Raw genomic sequence first — 21,020 nt, forward strand, 5'->3', positions numbered from 1 at the left:
CTTCATTGCATAAATTTTCAAATCAATCTACATACTGAACGTAAAAACAATGTGAGGGTTATGTATGACACAATCTCTTTGGCTCGGAACAATTGATCCTGTCTCGTTACCATCTCTTCCTGCATCAACAACTTGTGATGTATGTATTATTGGTGGCGGCTTGACAGGACTATATACAGCCTATATTTTAGCAAAATCAGGTGTAGATGTAGTCTTGCTTGAAGCAAATTCCCATATCGGTCATGGTACGACCGGTAATTCAACCGGAAAATTAACCGCTCAACACAGCTTAGTTTATGCCAACCTTATTGAAAAACTTACTGTAGACGAGGCACGCCTCTATTATCGGCTCAACCAAATTGCTGTTGAAAAAGCATTACAGATACTCCCTAAAAAAAGCATTCAGCAAGTAGATTCATTGCTTTATTGCCAAACAAAAGAAGGCTATGCCCAATTATTAAAAGAATGGAATGCCTATAAAGTATTAAATATTAAGGCTAATTTAACATCTGACACAGAGCTTCCCTTTCCGATTACAAAAGCGCTTAACATGTCCCAGCAAGCACAAATACATCCTGTAGAAGTTTGTAATTTCCTTGTAAAAGAAGCATTAGCAATGGGCGCAAAACTCTATACGAATACCCGTGTTCAACAATTAAACATACCTCAGAATAGCTTACATACCGCAAATGATATGTCGGTTCAATACAACAAGCTTATTTTGTGCACACATTATCCAATCGAAGCCTTTAGAGGTCTACATCTTTTTAAACTTTCTAACAGTCGCTCCTATATGGTTGCTAGCAAAATTACTGATACACTACAAGGTCAATATCTATGCGTAGATAATCCTACTCGCTCAATTCGGACTGCTACCATTAATGACGAGCATTATTTAGTGTTAGGTGGAGCTAATCATATTGCAGGGGAAACAACTAATACGGAGCCCTATTATGAGGCCATTCAAAATGAAATGAAGGCGCATTTCGATCAGGAGCCCATCTATCGCTGGTCAGCGCAGGACATTGAAACACCTGATATGGTCCCGTATGTTGGCAGGATTACACCGTCCTTGCCTAATGTTTTCATTGCAACAGGCTATCGAAAATGGGGGATTTCCAATTCTTTTGTAGCGGGAGATATACTATCATCCCTCATAACAGGAGCAGGGAATGAGGATGGTGCAATTCCTCTGTATTCTCCAACACGTACAAAATTCGGAGCTCAGTTTATGCAGATGCTAAAGGTAGGTGGCTTTGTAGCCAAAGAGTTCGTGACAGGTTATGTGAAACATGCAAATACACCGACTTGCACGCATTTAGGCTGCAAAACAAAATGGAATAAAGCCGATGAAACTTGGGATTGCCCTTGTCATGGCTCTCGCTTTAATGCCAAAGGTGAAGTTCTTGAAGGTCCTGCTGTCCACCCTTTAAAACTAGATTAAAAAAAGAGGTTGCCTTTTTCAGGACAACCTCTTTTTCATTATTTTAATGCATCAGTTAAAACTGGAACGATTTGTTTTTTACGAGATACAACACCTGGTAAAAGAACGCGATTATTCACTAGCTCTGCGCCAAATCCTTTTGCTGCAGCCTCCGCTACTTGTCCAATTGCAACAGCTGTTGAATCATTGTTTAAAATATCTGTTACAACAAAGAAGAATAAATCTAAGCCGTTTTCCGCTACATTTTTATTTAATAAAATTTCTAATTCCTCTTGGCGGCCAAGCACGTCGTTAATATCAACAGCGTTTACTTGAGCTACTACAGATTTATATTCACCGAACTGGAATTCTTTTGCATCTAATGATAAAAGATCTTCCAATGATTTATCTGAAAGGTCAGCACCTGCTTTAAGCATTGCTAATCCGTATTCTGCAGCATCAACACCTGCAATTTTCGCTAGTTCCTCCCCAGCTTTTACATCTTGCTCTGTGCAAGTTGGAGATTTAAATAATAATGTATCCGAAACGATAGCAGAAAGCATTAATCCAGCAATGTTTGCAGGAATTGCTACGCCATGTTCTTTAAAGATTTTGTTTAAAATTGTTGCCGTACAGCCTACAGGTTCTGCACGGTAGTATAGTGGATCAGCCGTTTGGAAGTTTGCAATACGGTGATGATCAATCACTTCTGCAATTTGTACTTCTTCAATGCCATCAGCAGATTGCTGGAATTCATTGTGGTCTACAAGAATTACTTTTTCTGCTTCTCCAACTACTGATGAAATTAATCGAGGTGCCTCGAAGCCAAATTTATCTAAAGCAAATTGTGTTTCGTTATTTACCTCTCCAAGGCGCACCGCCTCAGCATCAACGCCAATTTGTTGTTTTAAATATGCATATACAATTGCAGATGTAATTGTGTCTGTATCTGGGTTTTTATGACCAAAAACTAAAACTTTACTCATTGAATTTATTCCTCCTAAATAGCAATAACATTTATATTTTATTTTATCATACCTTATGATCAAACATATATAAATTGAAAGTTTATCTATAAAGGATCTATGCGAATTCATAACTAAAATCTACTATTCTAAAATAACTGTATCTTCTTATAGTACTCCTTTACCTATACTAAAGAAGCTAATTTTTGCAGATCACAAAACTTGGAAAATTATGAGTGTTGAATGGAGTGAAGATTTCTTGGAGGTCATAACGCCAGGAAAACGCCCAGTCGAAATGGAAATCAACCAAACATTATGATAATAACCCAAAGTTTTTTAATATATTTATCTACTTGAATCGCCCTATTTTTAACATTTAATAATAACAATGTATAGTTTGCTAAAAATATTTACCATAAATAGATATATAGTTGTGTTTTTATATTTAAGAAACCATAATTTTATGCTATCATCAGGTAGTCTATATATATACTAGGATATACAGGAAATGGGGATTACGATGACAAAGAAGATGGAAAAAAAGTATATTCCTTTAGCAAATTATTTTGATATAGCTACACAACAAGAAATTACTTTATCTTTTAGCGAACTCGAAAATATCATGGGACAAGCCTTACCAAATGCAGCTTATTTGAATAGGAGCTGGTGGAAAAAGACAAAGCCCCCTCTCTCTCACTTTTTGTCATGGACAAATGCAGGCTACTATGTCATTGATGTTAAACTTGGTACCAAAGTAACTTTCTCGCGCACACAAATTAAGACTACAAGTAATAATATTTCTAAAAATGATGAAAACCCACCTGCATACATAATTCGAGCAATTGAAGCATCAGATGCTAGATCATTTATTCATTTGCAAGAAGAAATTTTCCAACAGACGGACTTCATGTACAACATGAAAAACGAATTAGACCTTACAGTTCAACAGCTTCGTAAAGATTTAGGCTATTGGAAACAATTAAAAAACCGTACGATTTTACTTTGTATATTAAATGGCATTTTTGCTGGTTATGCCGTTATTCATGGATATAAACACTCTAAAACTAAGCATGTTGCATCAGTCCGCATAGCTGTTAAGGATGAGCATCAACGACAAGGTATCGGTTCAGAGTTGTTGAAGGCGGCTGAACGCTGGTCTAAACAGCGGGATATTTCGCGCTTAGAAGCATCTGTTATGGAGCATAATGAAAGTGCTTTAAATTTGTTTAAAAAACTAGGTTTTCAGCAGGAAGGTATCCGACAAAATGCCATTAAATTAAATGATACCTTTATTAACGAATATAGCTTAAGTAAAATTTTATAAGTTTCTTTTTCAAGGATGTCTAAAACTTATTTGGACATCTTTTTATGTTAATGTTATAGATCAATATCTTACGTGTTCTGCCCGATGCAAATTTTAGAAAACTTGCTTTTCTCTTGCTGAGTCTAAAAATAACAAGTTATTTTCTACTTGCTCATATGATTGCTGATATTTTTCATATTGTACTTTATCCTGGCTGACCATTTCCTCAATTAGCGCATGTAAAAACGAAAACAATACTGGAATAACGTCCAATGAAGATTGCTTTTTCAGACCAAGTGTAAATAACGCACTTGCATATTCCCGAATAGACGACAACGCCGAACCAGTGATAGCAATAATTTTAGCCTTTTTCTTCTTGGCAATTTCTACAATCGTTTGAATGTCGTTTGAATGCTTGTCCCATGAAAAAACTATTAAAGTCGTTTGCTCCCCCATACTGTTAATTTGTTGTACAATATCGTCGGATTCTGGTCGAAGTTGTTTTACATTTGGACGTAAAGTTTTCATTGTAGACGATAACCAATTTGCAATGGACGATGCTTGGCGGGTACCTAAAATATAAACGTTTTCCGCTTCATGCATCCATTTTGAGCTTTTTTGAAGCATATTATCGTTAATCAAATCAATCGTAGCTTGAATATTTTGAATATCACGCTCCATCACCTTACCGAAACTTGAGATATTCCGCTTACTTGAAAAGTATGTAGGTTGAATACTCACACCATCATTTTGAGTCATTAAATAACTTCTAACCTTGTCTTGAAGCTCTACATAGCCCGATAAATCCAGCGCATAACAAAAACGGATAACTGTTGATTCACTAACATTAGCCTGTCTACCAACTTCTGCAGCTCCGTTACCAATTATAACTGTAGGGTTATTCATAACAAATTGTGCAACTTTACGCTGCCCCTTCGAAAGCCTAACAAATCTTCTTTCTATTTCTTCATTTATATTCATTTCTAACAACCTTTCTTTCAATGAAATTATCACGAATGGCGATTGTTTCCTACTGACTCTAATTCGGATCAATTATGCCTTGGCATAATTACGTCCGGAATCGGCTATGTTAGACCGAGTTCCTCTATTTCAGGCGGGTATTTGGACACCTGCTAAAAGAAGTTAAAAATACAGTATCACGATTACAATCTGAATACAATGACTTTTCTGAAAAATCTTCAATGCTTTAACTTGCTAATGCGATAGTTCAAAATAAAAAACATAACATCGTTCCATTTTTAATTTCGATGGTTGATTTCCGTTGCGACTAACGCTTTCGATGAGGCTCGCTCTAGAATCTCGTAGTAGCATTGTATTTCCCAATGAGTCCTTAAACTACGCTCCTCAACTTTTCCACATGATGTACAGCAACGAACCTTATTGATTAATGATTTTAACAGATTTTTAAAAATATTTGTATAAAAATTAATAATTTCTAATTTTTATGTATATTAATTAGAAAAATGCCTTGGATTATCATTCATCCAAGACATTTTTAATTTTTGTTAATCTAATTCCATTTGTTTCGTTTCTTTACCTAGAAATATTACCCCAACAACACCGATAATAATCGCTCCACAGAAAATAGCAAAGATAAAGCCGATATCATAACCCGCTGTCAATAAAGTGCCGACTAACAAAGGTCCAAAAATACCCCCGATGCGCCCAACAGCTGCTGCCATTCCAGCACCCGTTCCACGAATAATGGCTGGATACTGCTCTGGTGTATAAGCATAAAGTGCACCCCATGCCCCTAAGTTAAAGAACGATAAAAACATCCCAGATATTAATAGTACTACTATTGTTTCCGCATTACCAAAAATGAAAGCACTTACAGCTGTACCAATTAAATAAGAAACAAGTACAAATTTTCGCCCGAATTTTTCAATAAACCATGCAGCGGTAAAATAGCCCGGTAGCTGCGCAAGCGTCATAATGAGAACATATTTAAAGCTCGTAATCATATCAAAGCCCTTACCAACCATGACACTTGGTAGCCATAAAAACATACCGTAATATGAGAAAACAACTGTAAACCATAACACCCATAACATAAGTGTCGAGCGTGCATATTTTTTTGACCATACTTCTCGAATATTTTGCCTAACACTTCGTTTCTTAGACTCAGCCTTTACTGCAAATTGTGGTGAATCTGGTAAGTGCCAGCGAAGATAAATTGCATAAATTGCTGGAATTGCGGTTAACAACAATGCACTACGCCATCCCCATGATGGAATAACAAAATACGAAATCAATGCTGCGATTAACCAACCTGCCGCCCAGAAGCTTTCCAGTAATACAACAACTCGCCCACGCTCTTTAGCTTCTACACTCTCAGAAACTAACGTCGATGCGACAGGTAATTCTCCACCTAGTCCCATGCCTACTAAAAAGCGTAGTGTCATAAAAGCGGCTAATGTAGTGGTAAATGCAGACAAGCCACTTGCAATCGAAAATAATACAAGCGTCCACATAAAAATTTGCTTACGTCCCACTTTATCGGCAAGCACGCCGAAAACAAGAGCTCCTACAGCCATCCCAATGGAGTTTATGCTACCTATCCAGCCTGATTGACTTGGCGTTAATCCCCAATCGACTGCTAATGCTGCAATTACGAATGATAATATCCCTACGTCCATTGCATCGAAAAGCCAGCCTACTCCTGCTACCCCCAAAAGCTTATTACGAGAAATAGATTGTTGAAACTTATTTGTTGTTACTGTATTTATTGTCATCTTAATCACCTGTCTTTACACTTGACTTTACATTACATATTTACTATACAGTTGTTTCAAGAAAGTGACAAGCGAAATTTAAATTACCGAATTGTTTCGACAATTTCTGAAATGCTATTGAAAATATGGGGTCATTTGCGTTAAAATGTCTTTTATACAAAAACAACTGTTCTTTCTATAAGAACAAAAGGAGATTGTAACGTTATGTGGAAAGGCCTAATTGAAGAATATAAACAATTTTTACCCGTAACAGAAAATACACCCGCTCTAACTTTAAACGAAGGCAATACGCCTCTTATACATTTAGTTAATCTATCTAAAAAACTTGGCATTGAGCTCTATGGGAAAATTGAAGGCGCAAATCCAACCGGTTCATTTAAAGATCGTGGTATGGTGTTTGCCGTTGCAAAAGCGATTGAAGATGGCAGCAAATGCGTTATTTGCGCTTCAACTGGTAACACATCAGCTGCAGCCGCGGCTTATGCAACACGTGCTGGAATCCAGTCCATAGTTGTTATCCCTAAAGGAAAAGTGGCCCTAGGAAAGCTAGCCCAAGCGACAATGTACGGTGCAAAGATTATCGAAATCGACGGTAATTTTGATGATGCATTAAATATTGTTCGTCAAGTTAGCGAAACAACTCCAGTAGCACTTGTAAACTCCGTGAATCCATTCCGTATTGAGGGACAAAAAACAGCATCATTTGAAATTGTAGATGCTTTAGGAAAAGCTCCAGACTATCTTTGCATTCCAGTTGGTAACGCAGGTAACATTACTGCGTACTGGAAAGGCTTTAAAGAATACGATGCAGCAAAAGGCTCTGGTTTACCAAAAATGTTTGGCTTCGAGGCTGAAGGTGCAGCAGCAATTGTAACAGGTGAACCTATTGCTAATCCTGAAACAGTGGCGACAGCTATTCGTATCGGTAATCCTGCAAGTTGGAAATTTGCAGAAGCAGCTCGCGATGAATCTGGTGGAATCATTGATTCGGTTACAGACGAAGAAATTTTGGCTGCTTACAAATTAATTGCTGGTACTGAAGGAATTTTCGTTGAACCAGGCTCAGCTGCCTCATTAGCAGGCGTTATTAAATCAGTTGAAAACGGCAAGATTGCAAAGGGCTCTAAAGTTGTAACAATTTTCACAGGTAATGGATTGAAAGATCCTGATACTGCCATGAATGTCTCAACTGTAGATGTTGTCTCACTTAAAAACGATGAGGAAGAAATTCGAACATATATCGAGGGCGTACTATGAGTAATATGTGGGAAATCACGGTTCCCGGGAGCACAGCCAATCTTGGCCCTGGCTTTGATTCAATAGGGCTTGGCTTAGCCCTTTACTTAAAGCTAACCGTGTCTTTACAGGATAGTTGGGAAATTATCCACCTCGATGATAATGGTCCTAAAGAGTTTGAGCTGGAAGAGCACTTACTATACGTAATTGCTAAAAAAATTGCGGATCAATATGGCAAGCAACTACCTGCCTGCCGTGTTGAAATGGCAAGTGAGCTTCCATTAGCCCGTGGTTTGGGGAGCAGTGCAGCGGTCATCGTTGCAGGAATTGAACTAGCAAATCAAGTCTGTAACCTAGGTTTAACTGTACAGGATAAACTCAATTTGTCCTCCCAAATCGAAGGACATCCAGATAATGCAAGTGCCTCAGTATTAGGGGGATTAACAATTTCTTCGATGGATGAAAATGGAGTAGTTGATACATGTCATGTCAATGATCTAGATGCTTCCTTTGTTGTGTTTGTGCCTGATGTCGAACTAAAAACGAGTGAATCCCGTTCTGTTTTACCAGAACAATTTGACCGTACATATGCAGTAAGGGCCTCTGCAAACGCAAATATGCTAGCAGCATCATTAATGGTTCAAGATTTTAAACGGGCAGGTCGTTATATGGAAGCTGATTTATTCCATGAACCTTTCCGTGCTAATTTAATACCACAATATACAGAAATTCATGCAGCAGCAAAGGCCAATGGGGCATTTGGAACAGCTTTAAGTGGGGCGGGACCAACACTGATTTCTATCATCCCTACTGCTATTGCGCAAGATTTCGTAAATGCCATGAAAAATCAATTTCCAGAGCACGACATTATCTTAACAAAAGCCGATGAATACGGTGTACAGGTAAAATTTGGACGTCTACTACAAAAGTAGACGTTTTTTCTTGAAGGGGGAAGTAGCTTGAAACCAATTATTTTCTGTGATTTTGATGGTACTATAACAGAAACAGATAATATCGTCTCACTAATGACTGAATTCGTTCCAGAGGAATCTGAAAAAATTGCTAAGGCAATGATGGAACAAACTATGACCTTTAAAGATGGCGTTTCAGCAATGTTTGGCCTATTATCGACTAAACAAAAAGATGCTGTTATTCAATATTTATTGGATACAGCCATTATACGGGAAGGCTTTGGTGATTTCGTTCGTTTCGCACAAGAGCACCATATTCCGTTTTATATTGTTAGTGGGGGTGTCGACTTTTTCATTGAGCCCATCTTAAAGAAATACGGGCCATTTTCTGATATATATTGTAACAGTGCTGATTTTTCCGGACAGCAAATAAAGCTCGTCTTTCCAAATGGCTGTGATGAAGAATGTACAAAATTTGAGACACAGGGTTGTGGTTGCTGCAAGCCAAGCGTTATGCGAAAGGTTTCACAGAGCCATCATTTTAAAATTGTGATTGGAGATTCACTTTCTGATTTTGAAGCAGCAAAACAGGCAGATTTAGTACTTGCGAGAGATCATCTTATAAATTGCTGTCAAGACCTTCATCTCCCTTATGAACCCTTTGAAACTTTCTATGATTGCTTAGAAATTATAAAAAACCTTATGGAAGCAGACAAGGCTGTTGTTTCAATATAATTGAACCAATTAAAGACATAAAGCTCATCACCATACCGTGTGTGATGAGCCAGAAATAAGGGCTATGTTCACATAGTGACGCCCTTATTTCTACATAAGAAAAGGAACCATCTTCAATTAGATGGCCCCCTCCAAGTTCATGATTTATTTAGCGCTTTAAAAAGTCTCTTTCGACGTTCATACCAAATAACACAAATGATAAACCACGAATAACCCATACTCCATCCAGCCAGTACATCTGACGCGAAATGGCGGGCCCCAGCAACTCGAGACAAACCAATAAGTACAGTTAAAACAATTGCCCCAAGCCAAAGCAATGTCTTACGACCCTTGCTATTGTTCTCTGAAAAAATATAGGCTATTGTAAATAAATACAAGATGCCGGTCATAGCATGTCCAGAAGGAAAGCTAAACGATGTTAATTGTTCTTCGATCTCAGGTCTTGTTCGATGCACCCATTTTTTCAATAATTGATTAAGTACATTCCCACCTGCAATGGTTAACAAAACAAATAATATTCCTCGGTTATTTTTTACCTTCCACGCTAAATACACTATTAAAACGATAGCTACAGACACTACAAATGCCGGTTCTCCTATATAGTGAAAAAATTCTATTAAACGATTCCCGAACAATAAATCTGCCATTTTCGTATCAAAAGTACTGATTAATTCACTTTGAAAAGTGACTCGTAACACAAAAAAGATAATGACCGTTAATATCGCTAAGGGATAAGCCCATTTTTTCATATACTACTTCACCCCAAAACTATACGCCGTTTTATGTTTCACATCATATCATATTTAAGTCAGCTAGAGGTAAATTTACTTTTTATCGACGCGTAATTTATGCAAGTAAAGAAGTTAGGTAAATCCCGATTGGTAAAACTTTATCTAACCCAATATGCCCCCTCTTTCTTGGGGTATAACAAATGATTCTTCTGGTTTATTAAAATAATTTGAAAGAGCTAATGCAACGATAAATAAGATGGCAATGATAGGTATTATTTTTCTAAACAAAATATACACTTCCTCATCTTCAATTAGAATTATTTTAATAACACTGGGTCGAATAACCAATCTTTCGGACCGAAGTTTTTATCCTTCTCTCCTCGTACCTCACGAGATATATTATTTTTAATAATTAATTCTCTAAATTTTCTGCTGAACAAAGTCTTTCGATATAAGTAACTTCCATCATGGCTCCATTCTGCAGATAAAAAAACGTCACTTTTTATATTGGTTAAATCTTCGCGATTATAAATATCAGGACCATTGATTACCCCGCTTAAGCCACAACAGCATGGAGGCTGTTCTGTTGCAAAATACAATTTAACTCTTTCAGTGCTACTCTTTGGCAATACTTGTGTCGGTATAATTTGAAAAGCTTTTTGCTTCCCGTCTTCTGGTCCTTGATGAATAACCTCTAAAAGTTCATAGCCTTTAATATTCTCTTGCTTCATTAATGTTACTAATTCCTGTGAAGCTACCCAATATCCGCTCACATGAACTAGATGTCGATCTTTCATTTCTGTTGTATCTATCACTAATGGTGAAAGTTGCTCTTTTGCCATTAGTCCGCAGTGCTGGCAATGGGTGCTGATAGAAAATAAAGTTCCTCGATCCTCTATAAACATATCAGGTGAATTACCTGTTGAGTTTAATGTGAACAACTGGGCTTGTTCATATTCACTATCTGAAAAGTCGAAATAAAAACGTTCTCCGATAGAAACAATTCCTAATTCATTTTCCAATGATTTATAAAGTGCTGCTACATGTTCATATGTAACATCTTCATTTAATGTAAAAATAGGATTAAACGAAGCCTTTAATTTTCTCTTTCTTATTTCAGGCGCACCGATAAAAATACCATGGCGATTATACACATTAATGACTTGATCTCGACTAGATTCATCTATAGAAAATAAATTTTCAAGTTCTACTTTCAAAATACACGCCTACCTTTATATAAAGTTTTATGGTGAAGTATGTTGACTAGCTAGTAACTTTAAAAAAATCTACAATCTCTACTTTATTCATAGATAGTCAGGCTCTTATCTTAAACGAAATCTCTTGTATAGTATTACTTACTATAGCAAATCTACTTAACCACGATTATCTTAAGCGTACCAGTACTTACACCGACATTTCAATGTTGTATTTACGCCAATTTTTTGGCGGTCTTAGACTTAATTTTTGGCGTGATTTGGCGGACATAAAAAAACACCGCCATTTTTTGGCGGTGTTACAACGAAAAGATAGGTATTTAGATTTATAATTTAGTTATAATTAACTAAGTCAAAATATGGAATCATAAAACCACCTAAACTCTCCCTTTTTATTGAAAAATATACCAACGGAAATAAGTATAACATATAGATAATCTATAGTAAATTCATTCTTTCTGCAAGATTTACAGCCTCTGTTCGCGAATCTACATTCAACAAAGAAAATAGCTGAGTTAAATATCTTTCGGTTGTTCGTTGAGGAATATTTAATTCTATAGCAATCGCTTTATTCGTATGTCCTTCCGCAATGAGTCTTAAAATTTTCTTTTCTTTTTCATTTAAGTGAATATCGAGTTTTGCATCCTGCAATTTAAATTTATTATCGAGAAAATCCAAGAAATTTTGAGGTAACACAATTTCACCATGTGCAATGGCTCGAACAGTTCGTAAAATTTGTTCCTTAGATGCTGTTTTAGCTAAAATCCCTTCTATTTTCCGTTCTAAAATAAGTGGATAATAATCAGTAATATCATCACCAGTATAAAGAATAATTGAAGCATTTGACTGGATAGCTTTAATGTTACGTGCTAAATTAATACCGTTTTCTAACGGCATATTTATATCAATTAAGTAGATATCATATGGTTTATTTTTAATTCTCTGGATGACATGCGTCGCGTTACTTTCTGTATCAACTATAATATCTTCATTTTCTTGAAATAAATTTTTCGTCCCCTCTAACACAATAGGGTGATCATCCACTATGAGCATCGTAATCAAGTGTATCACTTCCTTCTTTTACTGTAATTCTAATAGACATTCCTGCATTAACCTGTGAATCGATGTAAAACTGCCCGTTAAAGGCTTTTACACGCTCTTGCATACCTTGAATTCCCATCGATTCTCCGACAATAATATCATCAATTTTACAGCCTACACCATCATCCTTGTAGATGATTTCAAAACCATAGTCCGTTTCCTGTAAACGAATTTCAACAGTTGTTGCATAGGAATGTTTTAAAGCATTGTTGAGTAATTCTTGAAATAGTCGATAAATCATTAAATTCATACGTTCATCCTCTAAATAAAGACGATCTATCGTATAAATTAATGTAAAACCAGCTCTTTCTATTACTTTACGAATTAATTTTTCTAACGCAGCATTTAGCCCTAATGTATCTAATAATGGGGGCTTTAAATTTTCACAATAAGCTCTTAAATCATGTAAAGACATAATCATCTGCTGATGAATTTTCTCAAGTTTTTGCTGAATATCAGTTGTATCTTTCGCATTGACTAGAACATCTACCTCTCGGGCAATATGGAGTTGCTCCTGCAAATTGGTATCATGTAATTCTTGAGCTAATTGATATTTTTCCTCTTCAAATCTTAACCATAATAATTTGCTTAACCAAGGTAGTTGACTATCATCTGCTTGCCTCATATGTTTTAGTTCCTCTAACAGCTCTTCTACCATCTTTGTATTTTCAATAAAATTGTTTACATACAATAAGAGCAATTCAAGCCATAGAAGCTCTTCATCTTTTAAATGAATCGAATTTTTATGTCCCAATACTAAGGCTCTTTTATAATGAGCATCTTGATGGAGGAAGGCTAAGTAGACTTTGTCAATTCTCCGTATTTCTCCTAATTTTAAATCCTCTATTAACGCTGGATTAATTGAAAGTCTTCCCTCAACCGTTGAAGTAAATTGATTTGTGTCATAGTTATAGGTTAATACAAATACATGCTCTAGCTCAAGATGTAGAGAAACCTCTTGAGCAAACTTCTCTAAAAGCTCATCTATTTTAATCGTTTTACCAATCCTATCTACAGCAGTGTATAGCTGATGTATATAATCCCCTTTTGTCGAAAATAAGATTTTTCGTTTTCGATAATCGACTTTCTCTTTTATGTAAAAAAGAACAACTAACGATGTAAAAGTAAAGAAAGAAACACCTGTCATTACGGATATAGTTAAATACTTTCCTGCAATCCAATACAATCCAACTACAAACCATAAAGTAAAAATCAATGAAAAGATTACATAATAACGTAATCTAGTAATATGATATTCAATATCAAATAATCGTTCTGCTACCTGTGTAAAGATAAAGCTAAAAGGAATAAGCAATAAAAATAAAGAGCAGATTTCACCTGACAGAATAAACGTATCAAAAAAAATTTTAGGGAGTGAATATAAAAAAAGAAATGGCAGAAACGGTATCAATATACTACTTAACAATATTTTCAACTGAGGTGATTTATATTTGAAATAGCTTAGTAATAAAATACCAAGAATAATAATAAGGAGAATGAAGAAAAGGACTAACACTGCTTCAGATAGACAATAATAAGAAGCGGGATAGAAAGTAATAATACAGCCCAGTGAAAAAGCGATTACAGGGCATATATAGAAGAATTTGATATTGTTTGTAAACAGCCAATTGATTTTTACAAACGAATAATACTCTCTTAAAAAATGTAATAATAGGACTAAACACAATACCATACTACTACGATTTACTATTATCCCTATTCCATTTACTCTACTAGATACTCCACTGCTTACATAAGCCAATGAAACAGTTAACATAAAAAAAATAAGTAAGTTAGCAGCCTTTGTGTTTTTTTGATTAAAATGTAGATATATAGTAATGAAAAGAGTTAAAAAATAATAACAAGCTGGAAATAGTAATATATAGTAAAGTTGGTGAGGGATATCTAAATGCTTAATATGTATATCTTCTATTTCTCCATTTGGCTTCATTATCGTTATTTTATTACCAGCTACTATTGTAGATTTATATTTCAATTGATTTAAATGATCCATTGACACATCATCTACGCTTAAAATAACATCAGATGGTGAAATACTTCCCCACTCTTTCCACTCTTTATAGTAAGGTTGCGTTACTCCCCACTTACCATTCTCTTCTTCCACCTCAATTTCCAATAATGGCCTACTATAATTCGCATAATTCAGATACATACCAATCACTAAATAGAGCATTATAGCAGGCCAAAATAACTTACTACCCAATGGTTTTATAACCAAGCTGTACTTTCCAACTCTACTTCACTACTAAACGCATCTAAAATTGCTTTTTGTTCTAAAGATGAAATTCCAATCAATGCTGCTTTTTTTGCTTTTAATAGAGCAACTAAGTCTGGGTTTTTTTCTAGATATTGAATTACATTCATCATACATATCTTCCTCATTTCATTAGTTTTTTTAAGTAATCTTTACCTGCTTCATTTATAGCTACATTTTCAAGAGTATTGAATGCTTTTAACTTGAAAACATTTTTAATTGTAATGGCATAACGTATTGCACCACCATTTGTCAACTCGTTTTCAGTAGCATTATTATCCAAAAATGCAACTATATCATCATTATAATAGTTGATAACAGATTTTGAAACATCATTTTTCTGTGATAAAAGATAAATAATAGGCAATGAATATCTTTTATTTAGCAAATCATTTTTAGGTCCCCAAGTTTTTAAACTTTGAATATCGTTTTTAATTTGTTGGATAATTCCTATATATTTCCCATACTCCTCTACTTCAGAAGATATCTCTCCCTTTGCAAGTACTTCACCTATTAAGCAACCCATCGCTGTTAAAGAACCCGACTTTTGTTCAATCATTTGTAAATATGATTGCTCATCTCTACAAGTATTGAGTAAATCTAGTTGCTGACCGTTTATACTGCGCATTGCATAATCTTCTAGTATTTGAATAGCCATACTTTTGTGTTCAAAGGAAGTCTCACGTATAATTCTGGAAGCCATAACTAGCATAGCTAAAGCAACATTTAATGATAATTCAGGTGTTTTACACCAACTGTAATCTGAATCCTTATCCTGCACGTCATCGATAATATCAAAGGATAAAATTAAAAGTTCAATAGCAGCGGCAACTTTATAGATGTCCTCATTCCAACAATCTGCAAATGCTTCATAATGACAATAACATAGCTTGCCAAACGAATAGCCAACTGCCTTTTTTTCTTCCTTAAAAGCTTTAAGCATGGACCGTAATTCATGGCTTATTAATGTCTCGTTCTCAATTAGAATGTCCAATGATTCATTAATTTGTTGGTCAATTTCCTGCAATAGTCCTCTCCTCCCCCTAAACATGTTATTAAATAGTATACAGATTAATGGGAAATAATACTAGACACCAAAATCGAAAGGGAATATTTTACATCAAATTATTTAACGATAATACCGCCAAAAAATGGCGGTATTTATAGTAAGCACGCCATTTTTTTGGCGTAAATTCACCATTGAAATGGCGTCCTTACTGATGATACGCTTAAATAAGCTAAGATAAATTCAAGTCGAAAAGTTCATAGCTGAAAATAAGAAATAGAAACGTGACCGTATATCATTTAGTGAAAAGAAGGTTGCGCGACTTCTTGGACATAAATTCCCCTACGTTACGTGATGCGCCAAATTATATAGGAAGTAATTAAATCTATTACAAGGAAATTCTCGACATACTGGGAGTGATTGAAATGAAACATGAAGTAAATGCAGAAAACATTTTAATACTTACAGCTAATTTCTCCTGTACAATTTCTATGTCTAAAGGAGAAATCACCATAAAAAAACCTTCGAAAGAACAGCTACATATTGAGCAACTAATTATCGATGCCGAGCAACAGGCTTATAAAGAAACTTTAGCTGAGTATAAAAGCAAATCAACATTTTCAAATTTTATTTGCAATATCCCTGGATTTGAGGAAACTTTTCAGCAAAAGCTAGACAATTTTATTGAACCATATGGAATTATAAGAGTCTCTGAAGAAAGTCAGTCTTTATTGCCTTTAGTAAGTCCAAGTACCTCTTCACCTATAATCTATACGTCACCAAACTTTAGCATTATAAATGCAAGAGGCAATTGCTCTAGCACTTCATCTATCGGAAATGCTGTAAAAGACATAAATTACTTACTCAAACGATCGACTACCACTTTTTCCGGGGTTTCCATTAACGAAAATGGTATTTCCCTCAATATTACTACGGCATTTAATGCTTGGAATAAAGCAACCATTAAACACTAAAAACAAAAACCGATTGGGTATGGCACTATGATAGATTTGTGCCTCTCCCTTCTTCCTTTTAAGGAATAATGTGAATCCTTCATCTTCTACTCATAAGAAAAAAGGTGTCTCAAATGATCTTTGAGACACCTTCAATGATTAACCTTTTACATAATAAACTTCTTGTCCGCTTTCGATAATGTGGTCAGGCTTCGGCTTACCAGCATTTGCTTTATGACCAGCGATATGTTCAGGACTCTTCTCCCAATTTTTCCAGGCCTCTTCTGATTCCCAACGAACCACAATTAGCACTTCCTCATCACCACGTCGTACTTTTTTGACAAGTACCTGTTTATCAATAAAGCCCGGTTGTTTTTCAAGCAATGTTGGACCATCTATCTTGGCGCCAAAACGCTCTACTACTTTATCGGAATTACCTTCCGTAACGACAATACGTTTAATTTGTACAAACATATTATTTAAACACCTTTAAAACATCGTCAACTTTTTGAGTTTCAGAAGTTAAACCGCCACCAGATAAATACCAAACTTGTGGATCTAAATAAACGATTTTTCCGTTTTTCGCAGCGTTAGTAGCCCCAACGATTTCGTTTTCAATTGCAGCTTTTGTGCCAGACTCACCTTCTGGATTTACAGCAGCATCACGGTCAACTACGAATAAAACATCTGGGTTTGTGTCACGTACATATTCAAAGCTTACATTGTCGCCATGTGTATCAACTTTAATTTTTTCATCAGCAGCTTTTACACCATACACATCATGGATCACACCGAAACGTGAACCAGGACCATATGCAGATAATGAACCTTCATTAGCTAGAACGATTAATGCTTTTTCTTTAGCTGAAGCTGTTTTAGCTTTAACTTCCTCTACTTTTGTTTCGTATGCAGCAAATGCATCAGCTGCTTCCTTTTCTTTACCAAAAATCTTACCAGCTAATTCAGTTTTTTCTTTGAATGATTCCATAAAGTTTTTATCATCTACACCTACAAATACAGTTGGTGCAATTTTAGATAACTCATCGTAAGCTGATGCTTGACGACCAGAGATGAAAATAATATCTGGATTCATATTAGAGATTACATCAAAATCAGGCTCTTTTAAAGCACCAACATTTTTGTAAGATGAATCAGTATATTTGCTTAAATATTTTGGAACAGATTTTTGTGGAACACCTGCAACTTTAACACCTAGAGCATCTAAAGTATCAAGGAAACCATAGTCAAATACAACAATATTTTCAGGAACTTTATCAAGCGTTACTTCTTTAAATGTATTTTCCCCGTTTTTGATAGCAGGAATTGTAAGTGGATAAGCTGTAGCTTCTTCTTTTTGCTCCTCAGCAGGCTTGTTATCAGTTGAAGAATCCTTCTCTTCTTTTTTCGCTTCGTCCTTAGAACCGCAAGCAGCTAATACTAATAGCATCATCGCCATTAATACAGTAAGTAGTTTCCAATTTTTCATTGCAAAATTGCTCCTTTAAAATTTATTTTTATAGTCTAGACGGCAGTACCATCTATTGTTATTTTCACGAGTTGAAATACACACAAATGCGACAACCATTCTGTTCTTGAACAGGAATATCCATATCATAGATTTCCTTAAGCGCATCAGGGTTGATGATGTCATTTGTTGGGCCATCTTTGACCACACGTCCATTTTTTAATGCGACAATATGATCCGAGTATACTGATGCAAAGTTAATATCATGCAACACGATGACCACAGTTTTCCCTAGCTCATCAACGAGCTTACGCAAAATTTTCATAATCTGCACAGAGTGCTTCATATCCAAATTGTTGAGCGGCTCATCTAGTAAAATATAGTCTGTGTCCTGTGCAATAACCATCGCGATAAATGCACGTTGACGTTGACCACCAGATAGTTCATCCAAATAACTGTGCTGAATATCCTCTAAATTCATATATTGAATTGCTTCGTCTACCTTTAGCTCATCCTCAGGCTTTAAATTCCCTTTCGAATAAGGAAAGCGCCCAAATGAAACAAGCTCACGAATTGTTAGGCGTACATTCATATAGTTTGACTGTTTTAAAATTGATACACGCTTTGCAAAATCGTCTGATTTCCAACGTTTCACATCTGACTTATCGAGTAATACTTCTCCAGTATCTGCATTAAGTAAACGACTTACCATTGAAAGCAATGTTGATTTACCTGCACCATTCGGTCCGATAAAAGACGTAATTTTCCCTGGTGCCACGTCGACACTGACATCTTGAATGACCGGTTTTTTTCCAAAAAACTTGGAGATTTCTTTTACTTGGATCATCCTGCTGACCTACTTTCCTTCAATAATAAGTAGATGAAGTACACGCCACCTACGAAGTTTATAATAACGCTAAGTGTTGTATCGAAATTAAAAATACGTTCGACCATCCACTGTCCACCGACTAAAGCTACAATACTCATTACACAAGAACCTGCGATGATCACAGAGTGCTTGTACGTCTTGAAAAATTGATACGATAAATTTGCCACGATTAAGCCAAAGAACGTAATAGGCCCAACAAGAGCCGTAGACACGGCAATTAATACCGAAGAAACAATGAGCATGCGCTGTACAAGCTTATCATATGGTACCCCTAGGTTAATTGCTGTATCACGTCCAAGAGACATTACGTCTAATTGGTTTATATGACGCCAACCATAAATAAAGGTAATGATGATGACAACAGCTGCAAGCCATACTAAATCCGAATTGACATTGTTGAAGCTTGCAAACATTTTACTTTGTAAGCTTAAAAATTCATTCGGGTCTATCAATACTTGGAAGAATGTTGTTACACTTCCTAAAAACGTTCCGACAATCATACCGACAAGCAGTAAGAAATAAATCGGACGTTTCCCTTCTTTGAACAATACACGATAAAAAATTAATGCAAAGAGAATCATAGCTACAACAGCTAACAAGAAATTGTATTTCGCATTAATAACGAATATCGACATTGAGCCAAAGAAGTAAAAAATAAATGTTTGAACCATCATATATAATGCATCAAGTCCCATTACACTTGGCGTTAAAATACGGTTATGTGTAATCGTTTGGAAAACTACAGTTGAATAAGCAATCGCAATCCCCGTTAACGACATCGCTACCACTTTAGTAAGGCGACGTGGGAACGAATAATGGTAGTTACCATTAAGTTCATAAAATACATACAGTAAAATAGATGCTACTGCCAAACCTAGTAAAATCAACATTTTTGTACGGTTACGCATATGCCTTCCCCCTAAACAACATAATTAGGAAGATCGCACTTCCGATGACACCGACAGTCATACTAATCGGAATTTCATAAGGGAAAATAAGGACACGCCCTATAATGTCGCAGAATAATAAGAACGACATACCTAGTAATGCTGTATGAGGCAATGTCTTAGCAAGGTTATCCCCTTTGAATAGCGAAATGATATTTGGAATGATTAAACCAAGGAACGGTATCACACCAACTGTTAGCACCACTGTCGTCGAAATAAGTGCTACTAACACTAAACCTAAATTCACAATGAATTTATAGGAAAGACCCAGATTTTTCGCAAAATCCTCACCCATTCCTGCCACTGTGAAGCGATTCGCATAAATGTAAGCTAAAATCAGCACGGGTACACTTATGTATAAAAGCTCATAACGACCTTTCATCATTAATGAGAAATCTCCCTGTAACCATGCAGAAATGTTTTGGATAATATCCGCCTTATACGCAAAGAACGTTGTAATGGATGAAAGGATATTCCCAAACATTAAGCCAATAAGCGGTATAAAGATCGCATCTTTAAACTTTATTCGATTTAATATTTGCATAAATAATAATGTGCCGGCTAAAGCAAATATGAAAGCGAAAGAAATTTTTTGAAAGTACGTGACATTCGTGAAAAACATCATCGAAATCAGTATCCCCAATTTTGTAGCATCTAACGTACCTGCTGTCGTTGGTGATACGAACTTATTCCTACTTAAGCTTTGCATAATTAAACCAGCAATACTCATACCTGCACCTGCTAACAAGATTGCTACAAGTCTCGGTATACGACTAATAAAAAATAGTCTAGTTTTTTCTGATTCGAAGTCTAATAGATCACTCGGTTTGATATCAATTACTCCGATAAATAGTGAAACTATAGACAGTACAACAGTTGCTGTTAAAAGATATCTTTTTTTCATTGTAATCCCCGGTAGATTCATTTTTTGCTCGTAACATTCATTGAAAATGATTATCATTACTCACGATTCTCATTATAAGCTCGTTTTCATTCTCAGTCAACCTTCAATTGAGAATTATTCTCGTTTTATTTGAAAATCCTTAAAAATGAGCATTATCAACGAAATATCTATGTTTAGAGTTACTTCCGAAGTTCAATGTCTCTCCA

General features: G+C 35.6%; 20 protein-coding genes. 6 read left to right on the top strand and 14 right to left on the bottom strand.

Annotated features, from left to right (window positions below; genetic code table 11):
* Positions 1 to 64 precede the first annotated feature (64 nt).
* Positions 65 to 1,444 carry an FAD-dependent oxidoreductase gene (locus tag MOK21_RS14710; protein ID WP_249074750.1) on the top strand — a complete coding sequence of 460 codons (1,380 nt, stop codon included), beginning with the start codon at positions 65 to 67 and terminating at the stop codon, positions 1,442 to 1,444.
* 38 nt (positions 1,445 to 1,482) lie between these two features.
* Here MOK21_RS14710 and MOK21_RS14715 read toward each other — a convergent pair whose 3' ends face one another.
* Positions 1,483 to 2,409, bottom strand: coding sequence for a manganese-dependent inorganic pyrophosphatase (locus MOK21_RS14715; protein ID WP_249074751.1), 927 nt, complete (start codon positions 2,407 to 2,409; stop codon positions 1,483 to 1,485).
* Between the two features lie 499 nt (positions 2,410 to 2,908).
* Between MOK21_RS14715 and MOK21_RS14720 the strand changes: the two genes are divergently transcribed.
* Positions 2,909 to 3,712, top strand: a complete 804-nt coding sequence (locus MOK21_RS14720) for a GNAT family N-acetyltransferase (RefSeq protein ID WP_249074752.1) — start codon at positions 2,909 to 2,911, stop codon at positions 3,710 to 3,712.
* Between the two features lie 93 nt (positions 3,713 to 3,805).
* Here the strand turns inward: MOK21_RS14720 and MOK21_RS14725 are convergent, their stop codons facing one another.
* Both MOK21_RS14725 and MOK21_RS14730 read right to left on the bottom strand, forming a co-directional pair.
* Complete coding sequence (locus MOK21_RS14725; protein ID WP_249074753.1) at positions 3,806 to 4,672, bottom strand: MurR/RpiR family transcriptional regulator; 867 nt, start codon at positions 4,670 to 4,672, stop codon at positions 3,806 to 3,808.
* Between the two features lie 545 nt (positions 4,673 to 5,217).
* On the bottom strand, positions 5,218 to 6,447 hold the full coding sequence (locus MOK21_RS14730; RefSeq protein ID WP_249074754.1) for an MFS transporter: 1,230 nt from the start codon (positions 6,445 to 6,447) through the stop codon (positions 5,218 to 5,220).
* A 204-nt stretch (positions 6,448 to 6,651) separates the two neighbouring features.
* Between MOK21_RS14730 and thrC the strand changes: the two genes are divergently transcribed.
* From thrC to MOK21_RS14745, 3 genes are read left to right on the top strand one after another with little or no spacing between them, the layout of a single operon-like run.
* Positions 6,652 to 7,704 (top strand): threonine synthase, encoded by a 1,053-nt coding sequence (gene thrC / locus MOK21_RS14735; RefSeq protein ID WP_249074755.1) that lies wholly within the window; start codon positions 6,652 to 6,654, stop codon positions 7,702 to 7,704.
* Positions 7,701 to 8,615 (top strand): homoserine kinase, encoded by a 915-nt coding sequence (gene thrB / locus MOK21_RS14740; protein ID WP_249074756.1) that lies wholly within the window; start codon positions 7,701 to 7,703, stop codon positions 8,613 to 8,615. The genes thrC and thrB overlap by 4 nt, the downstream gene beginning before the upstream one ends.
* A 27-nt stretch (positions 8,616 to 8,642) precedes the next feature.
* A complete protein-coding gene (locus tag MOK21_RS14745; RefSeq protein ID WP_249074757.1) occupies positions 8,643 to 9,329 on the top strand; it encodes an MtnX-like HAD-IB family phosphatase in 687 nt (228 codons plus the stop codon).
* A gap of 137 nt (positions 9,330 to 9,466) precedes the next feature.
* Here MOK21_RS14745 and MOK21_RS14750 read toward each other — a convergent pair whose 3' ends face one another.
* From MOK21_RS14750 to MOK21_RS14775, 6 genes are all read right to left on the bottom strand, one after another.
* Positions 9,467 to 10,078: a phosphatase PAP2 family protein gene (locus tag MOK21_RS14750; protein WP_249074758.1), complete on the bottom strand. Its 612-nt coding sequence runs from the start codon at positions 10,076 to 10,078 to the stop codon at positions 9,467 to 9,469.
* A 299-nt stretch (positions 10,079 to 10,377) separates the two neighbouring features.
* Positions 10,378 to 11,277 carry a hypothetical protein gene (locus tag MOK21_RS14755; RefSeq protein WP_249074759.1) on the bottom strand — a complete coding sequence of 300 codons (900 nt, stop codon included), beginning with the start codon at positions 11,275 to 11,277 and terminating at the stop codon, positions 10,378 to 10,380.
* 435 nt (positions 11,278 to 11,712) lie between these two features.
* The gene (locus tag MOK21_RS14760) at positions 11,713 to 12,327 is read right to left on the bottom strand and encodes a response regulator (RefSeq protein ID WP_249074948.1); all 615 of its coding nucleotides are present in this window, start codon (positions 12,325 to 12,327) and stop codon (positions 11,713 to 11,715) included.
* Positions 12,311 to 14,569 (bottom strand): sensor histidine kinase, encoded by a 2,259-nt coding sequence (locus MOK21_RS14765; protein WP_249074949.1) that lies wholly within the window; start codon positions 14,567 to 14,569, stop codon positions 12,311 to 12,313. The genes MOK21_RS14760 and MOK21_RS14765 overlap by 17 nt, the downstream gene beginning before the upstream one ends.
* A 35-nt stretch (positions 14,570 to 14,604) precedes the next feature.
* Positions 14,605 to 14,763: a competence pheromone ComX gene (gene comX, locus MOK21_RS14770; protein WP_249074760.1), complete on the bottom strand. Its 159-nt coding sequence runs from the start codon at positions 14,761 to 14,763 to the stop codon at positions 14,605 to 14,607.
* Between the two features lie 11 nt (positions 14,764 to 14,774).
* Positions 14,775 to 15,677, bottom strand: a complete 903-nt coding sequence (locus tag MOK21_RS14775) for a polyprenyl synthetase family protein (protein WP_249074761.1) — start codon at positions 15,675 to 15,677, stop codon at positions 14,775 to 14,777.
* Positions 15,678 to 16,081: 404 nt separating this feature from the next.
* Here MOK21_RS14775 and MOK21_RS14780 point away from each other — a divergent pair, with 404 nt between their 5' ends.
* Positions 16,082 to 16,630, top strand: coding sequence for a hypothetical protein (locus tag MOK21_RS14780; protein ID WP_249074762.1), 549 nt, complete (start codon positions 16,082 to 16,084; stop codon positions 16,628 to 16,630).
* Positions 16,631 to 16,768: 138 nt separating this feature from the next.
* Here the strand turns inward: MOK21_RS14780 and MOK21_RS14785 are convergent, their stop codons facing one another.
* The 5 genes from MOK21_RS14785 to MOK21_RS14805 all read right to left on the bottom strand — a co-directional run bounded on the left by MOK21_RS14785 (position 16,769) and on the right by MOK21_RS14805 (position 20,814).
* Positions 16,769 to 17,083, bottom strand: a complete 315-nt coding sequence (locus MOK21_RS14785; RefSeq protein WP_249074763.1) for an antibiotic biosynthesis monooxygenase family protein — start codon at positions 17,081 to 17,083, stop codon at positions 16,769 to 16,771.
* A gap of 1 nt (position 17,084) precedes the next feature.
* Positions 17,085 to 18,095: a siderophore ABC transporter substrate-binding protein gene (locus MOK21_RS14790; RefSeq protein ID WP_249074764.1), complete on the bottom strand. Its 1,011-nt coding sequence runs from the start codon at positions 18,093 to 18,095 to the stop codon at positions 17,085 to 17,087.
* A 64-nt stretch (positions 18,096 to 18,159) separates the two neighbouring features.
* Complete coding sequence (locus tag MOK21_RS14795) at positions 18,160 to 18,921, bottom strand: iron ABC transporter ATP-binding protein (protein WP_249074765.1); 762 nt, start codon at positions 18,919 to 18,921, stop codon at positions 18,160 to 18,162.
* Complete coding sequence (locus MOK21_RS14800) at positions 18,918 to 19,871, bottom strand: iron chelate uptake ABC transporter family permease subunit (RefSeq protein WP_249074766.1); 954 nt, start codon at positions 19,869 to 19,871, stop codon at positions 18,918 to 18,920. Before MOK21_RS14800 ends, MOK21_RS14795 begins: the two co-directional genes overlap by 4 nt.
* Positions 19,864 to 20,814, bottom strand: coding sequence for an ABC transporter permease (locus tag MOK21_RS14805; protein ID WP_249074767.1), 951 nt, complete (start codon positions 20,812 to 20,814; stop codon positions 19,864 to 19,866). Before MOK21_RS14805 ends, MOK21_RS14800 begins: the two co-directional genes overlap by 8 nt.
* Between the last annotated feature and the right edge of the window lie 206 nt (positions 20,815 to 21,020).

It is taken from the genome of Lysinibacillus sp. BPa_S21 (genome assembly GCF_023337795.1).
In the GTDB taxonomy this organism is placed as follows: domain Bacteria; phylum Bacillota; class Bacilli; order Bacillales_A; family Planococcaceae; genus Lysinibacillus.

Bases quoted from the DNA above. Each gene is read 5' to 3' on its own strand.
- thrB (WP_249074756.1), top strand. From the start codon at position 7,701: ATGAGTAATATGTGGGAAATCACGGTTCCCGGGAGCACAGCCAATCTT.
- MOK21_RS14720 (WP_249074752.1), top strand. From the start codon at position 2,909: ATGACAAAGAAGATGGAAAAAAAGTATATTCCTTTAGCAAATTATTTT.
- MOK21_RS14730 (WP_249074754.1), bottom strand. From the start codon at position 6,447: ATGACAATAAATACAGTAACAACAAATAAGTTTCAACAATCTATTTCT.
- MOK21_RS14780 (WP_249074762.1), top strand. From the start codon at position 16,082: ATGAAACATGAAGTAAATGCAGAAAACATTTTAATACTTACAGCTAAT.
- MOK21_RS14805 (WP_249074767.1), bottom strand. From the start codon at position 20,814: ATGAAAAAAAGATATCTTTTAACAGCAACTGTTGTACTGTCTATAGTT.
- MOK21_RS14800 (WP_249074766.1), bottom strand. From the start codon at position 19,871: ATGCGTAACCGTACAAAAATGTTGATTTTACTAGGTTTGGCAGTAGCA.
- MOK21_RS14760 (WP_249074948.1), bottom strand. From the start codon at position 12,327: ATGCTCATAGTGGATGATCACCCTATTGTGTTAGAGGGGACGAAAAAT.
- thrC (WP_249074755.1), top strand. From the start codon at position 6,652: ATGTGGAAAGGCCTAATTGAAGAATATAAACAATTTTTACCCGTAACA.
- MOK21_RS14765 (WP_249074949.1), bottom strand. From the start codon at position 14,569: ATGCTCTATTTAGTGATTGGTATGTATCTGAATTATGCGAATTATAGT.
- MOK21_RS14790 (WP_249074764.1), bottom strand. From the start codon at position 18,095: ATGAAAAATTGGAAACTACTTACTGTATTAATGGCGATGATGCTATTA.
- MOK21_RS14750 (WP_249074758.1), bottom strand. From the start codon at position 10,078: ATGAAAAAATGGGCTTATCCCTTAGCGATATTAACGGTCATTATCTTT.
- MOK21_RS14715 (WP_249074751.1), bottom strand. From the start codon at position 2,409: ATGAGTAAAGTTTTAGTTTTTGGTCATAAAAACCCAGATACAGACACA.
- MOK21_RS14725 (WP_249074753.1), bottom strand. From the start codon at position 4,672: ATGAATATAAATGAAGAAATAGAAAGAAGATTTGTTAGGCTTTCGAAG.
- MOK21_RS14710 (WP_249074750.1), top strand. From the start codon at position 65: ATGACACAATCTCTTTGGCTCGGAACAATTGATCCTGTCTCGTTACCA.
- MOK21_RS14785 (WP_249074763.1), bottom strand. From the start codon at position 17,083: ATGTTTGTACAAATTAAACGTATTGTCGTTACGGAAGGTAATTCCGAT.
- comX (WP_249074760.1), bottom strand. From the start codon at position 14,763: ATGATGAATGTAATTCAATATCTAGAAAAAAACCCAGACTTAGTTGCT.
- MOK21_RS14795 (WP_249074765.1), bottom strand. From the start codon at position 18,921: ATGATCCAAGTAAAAGAAATCTCCAAGTTTTTTGGAAAAAAACCGGTC.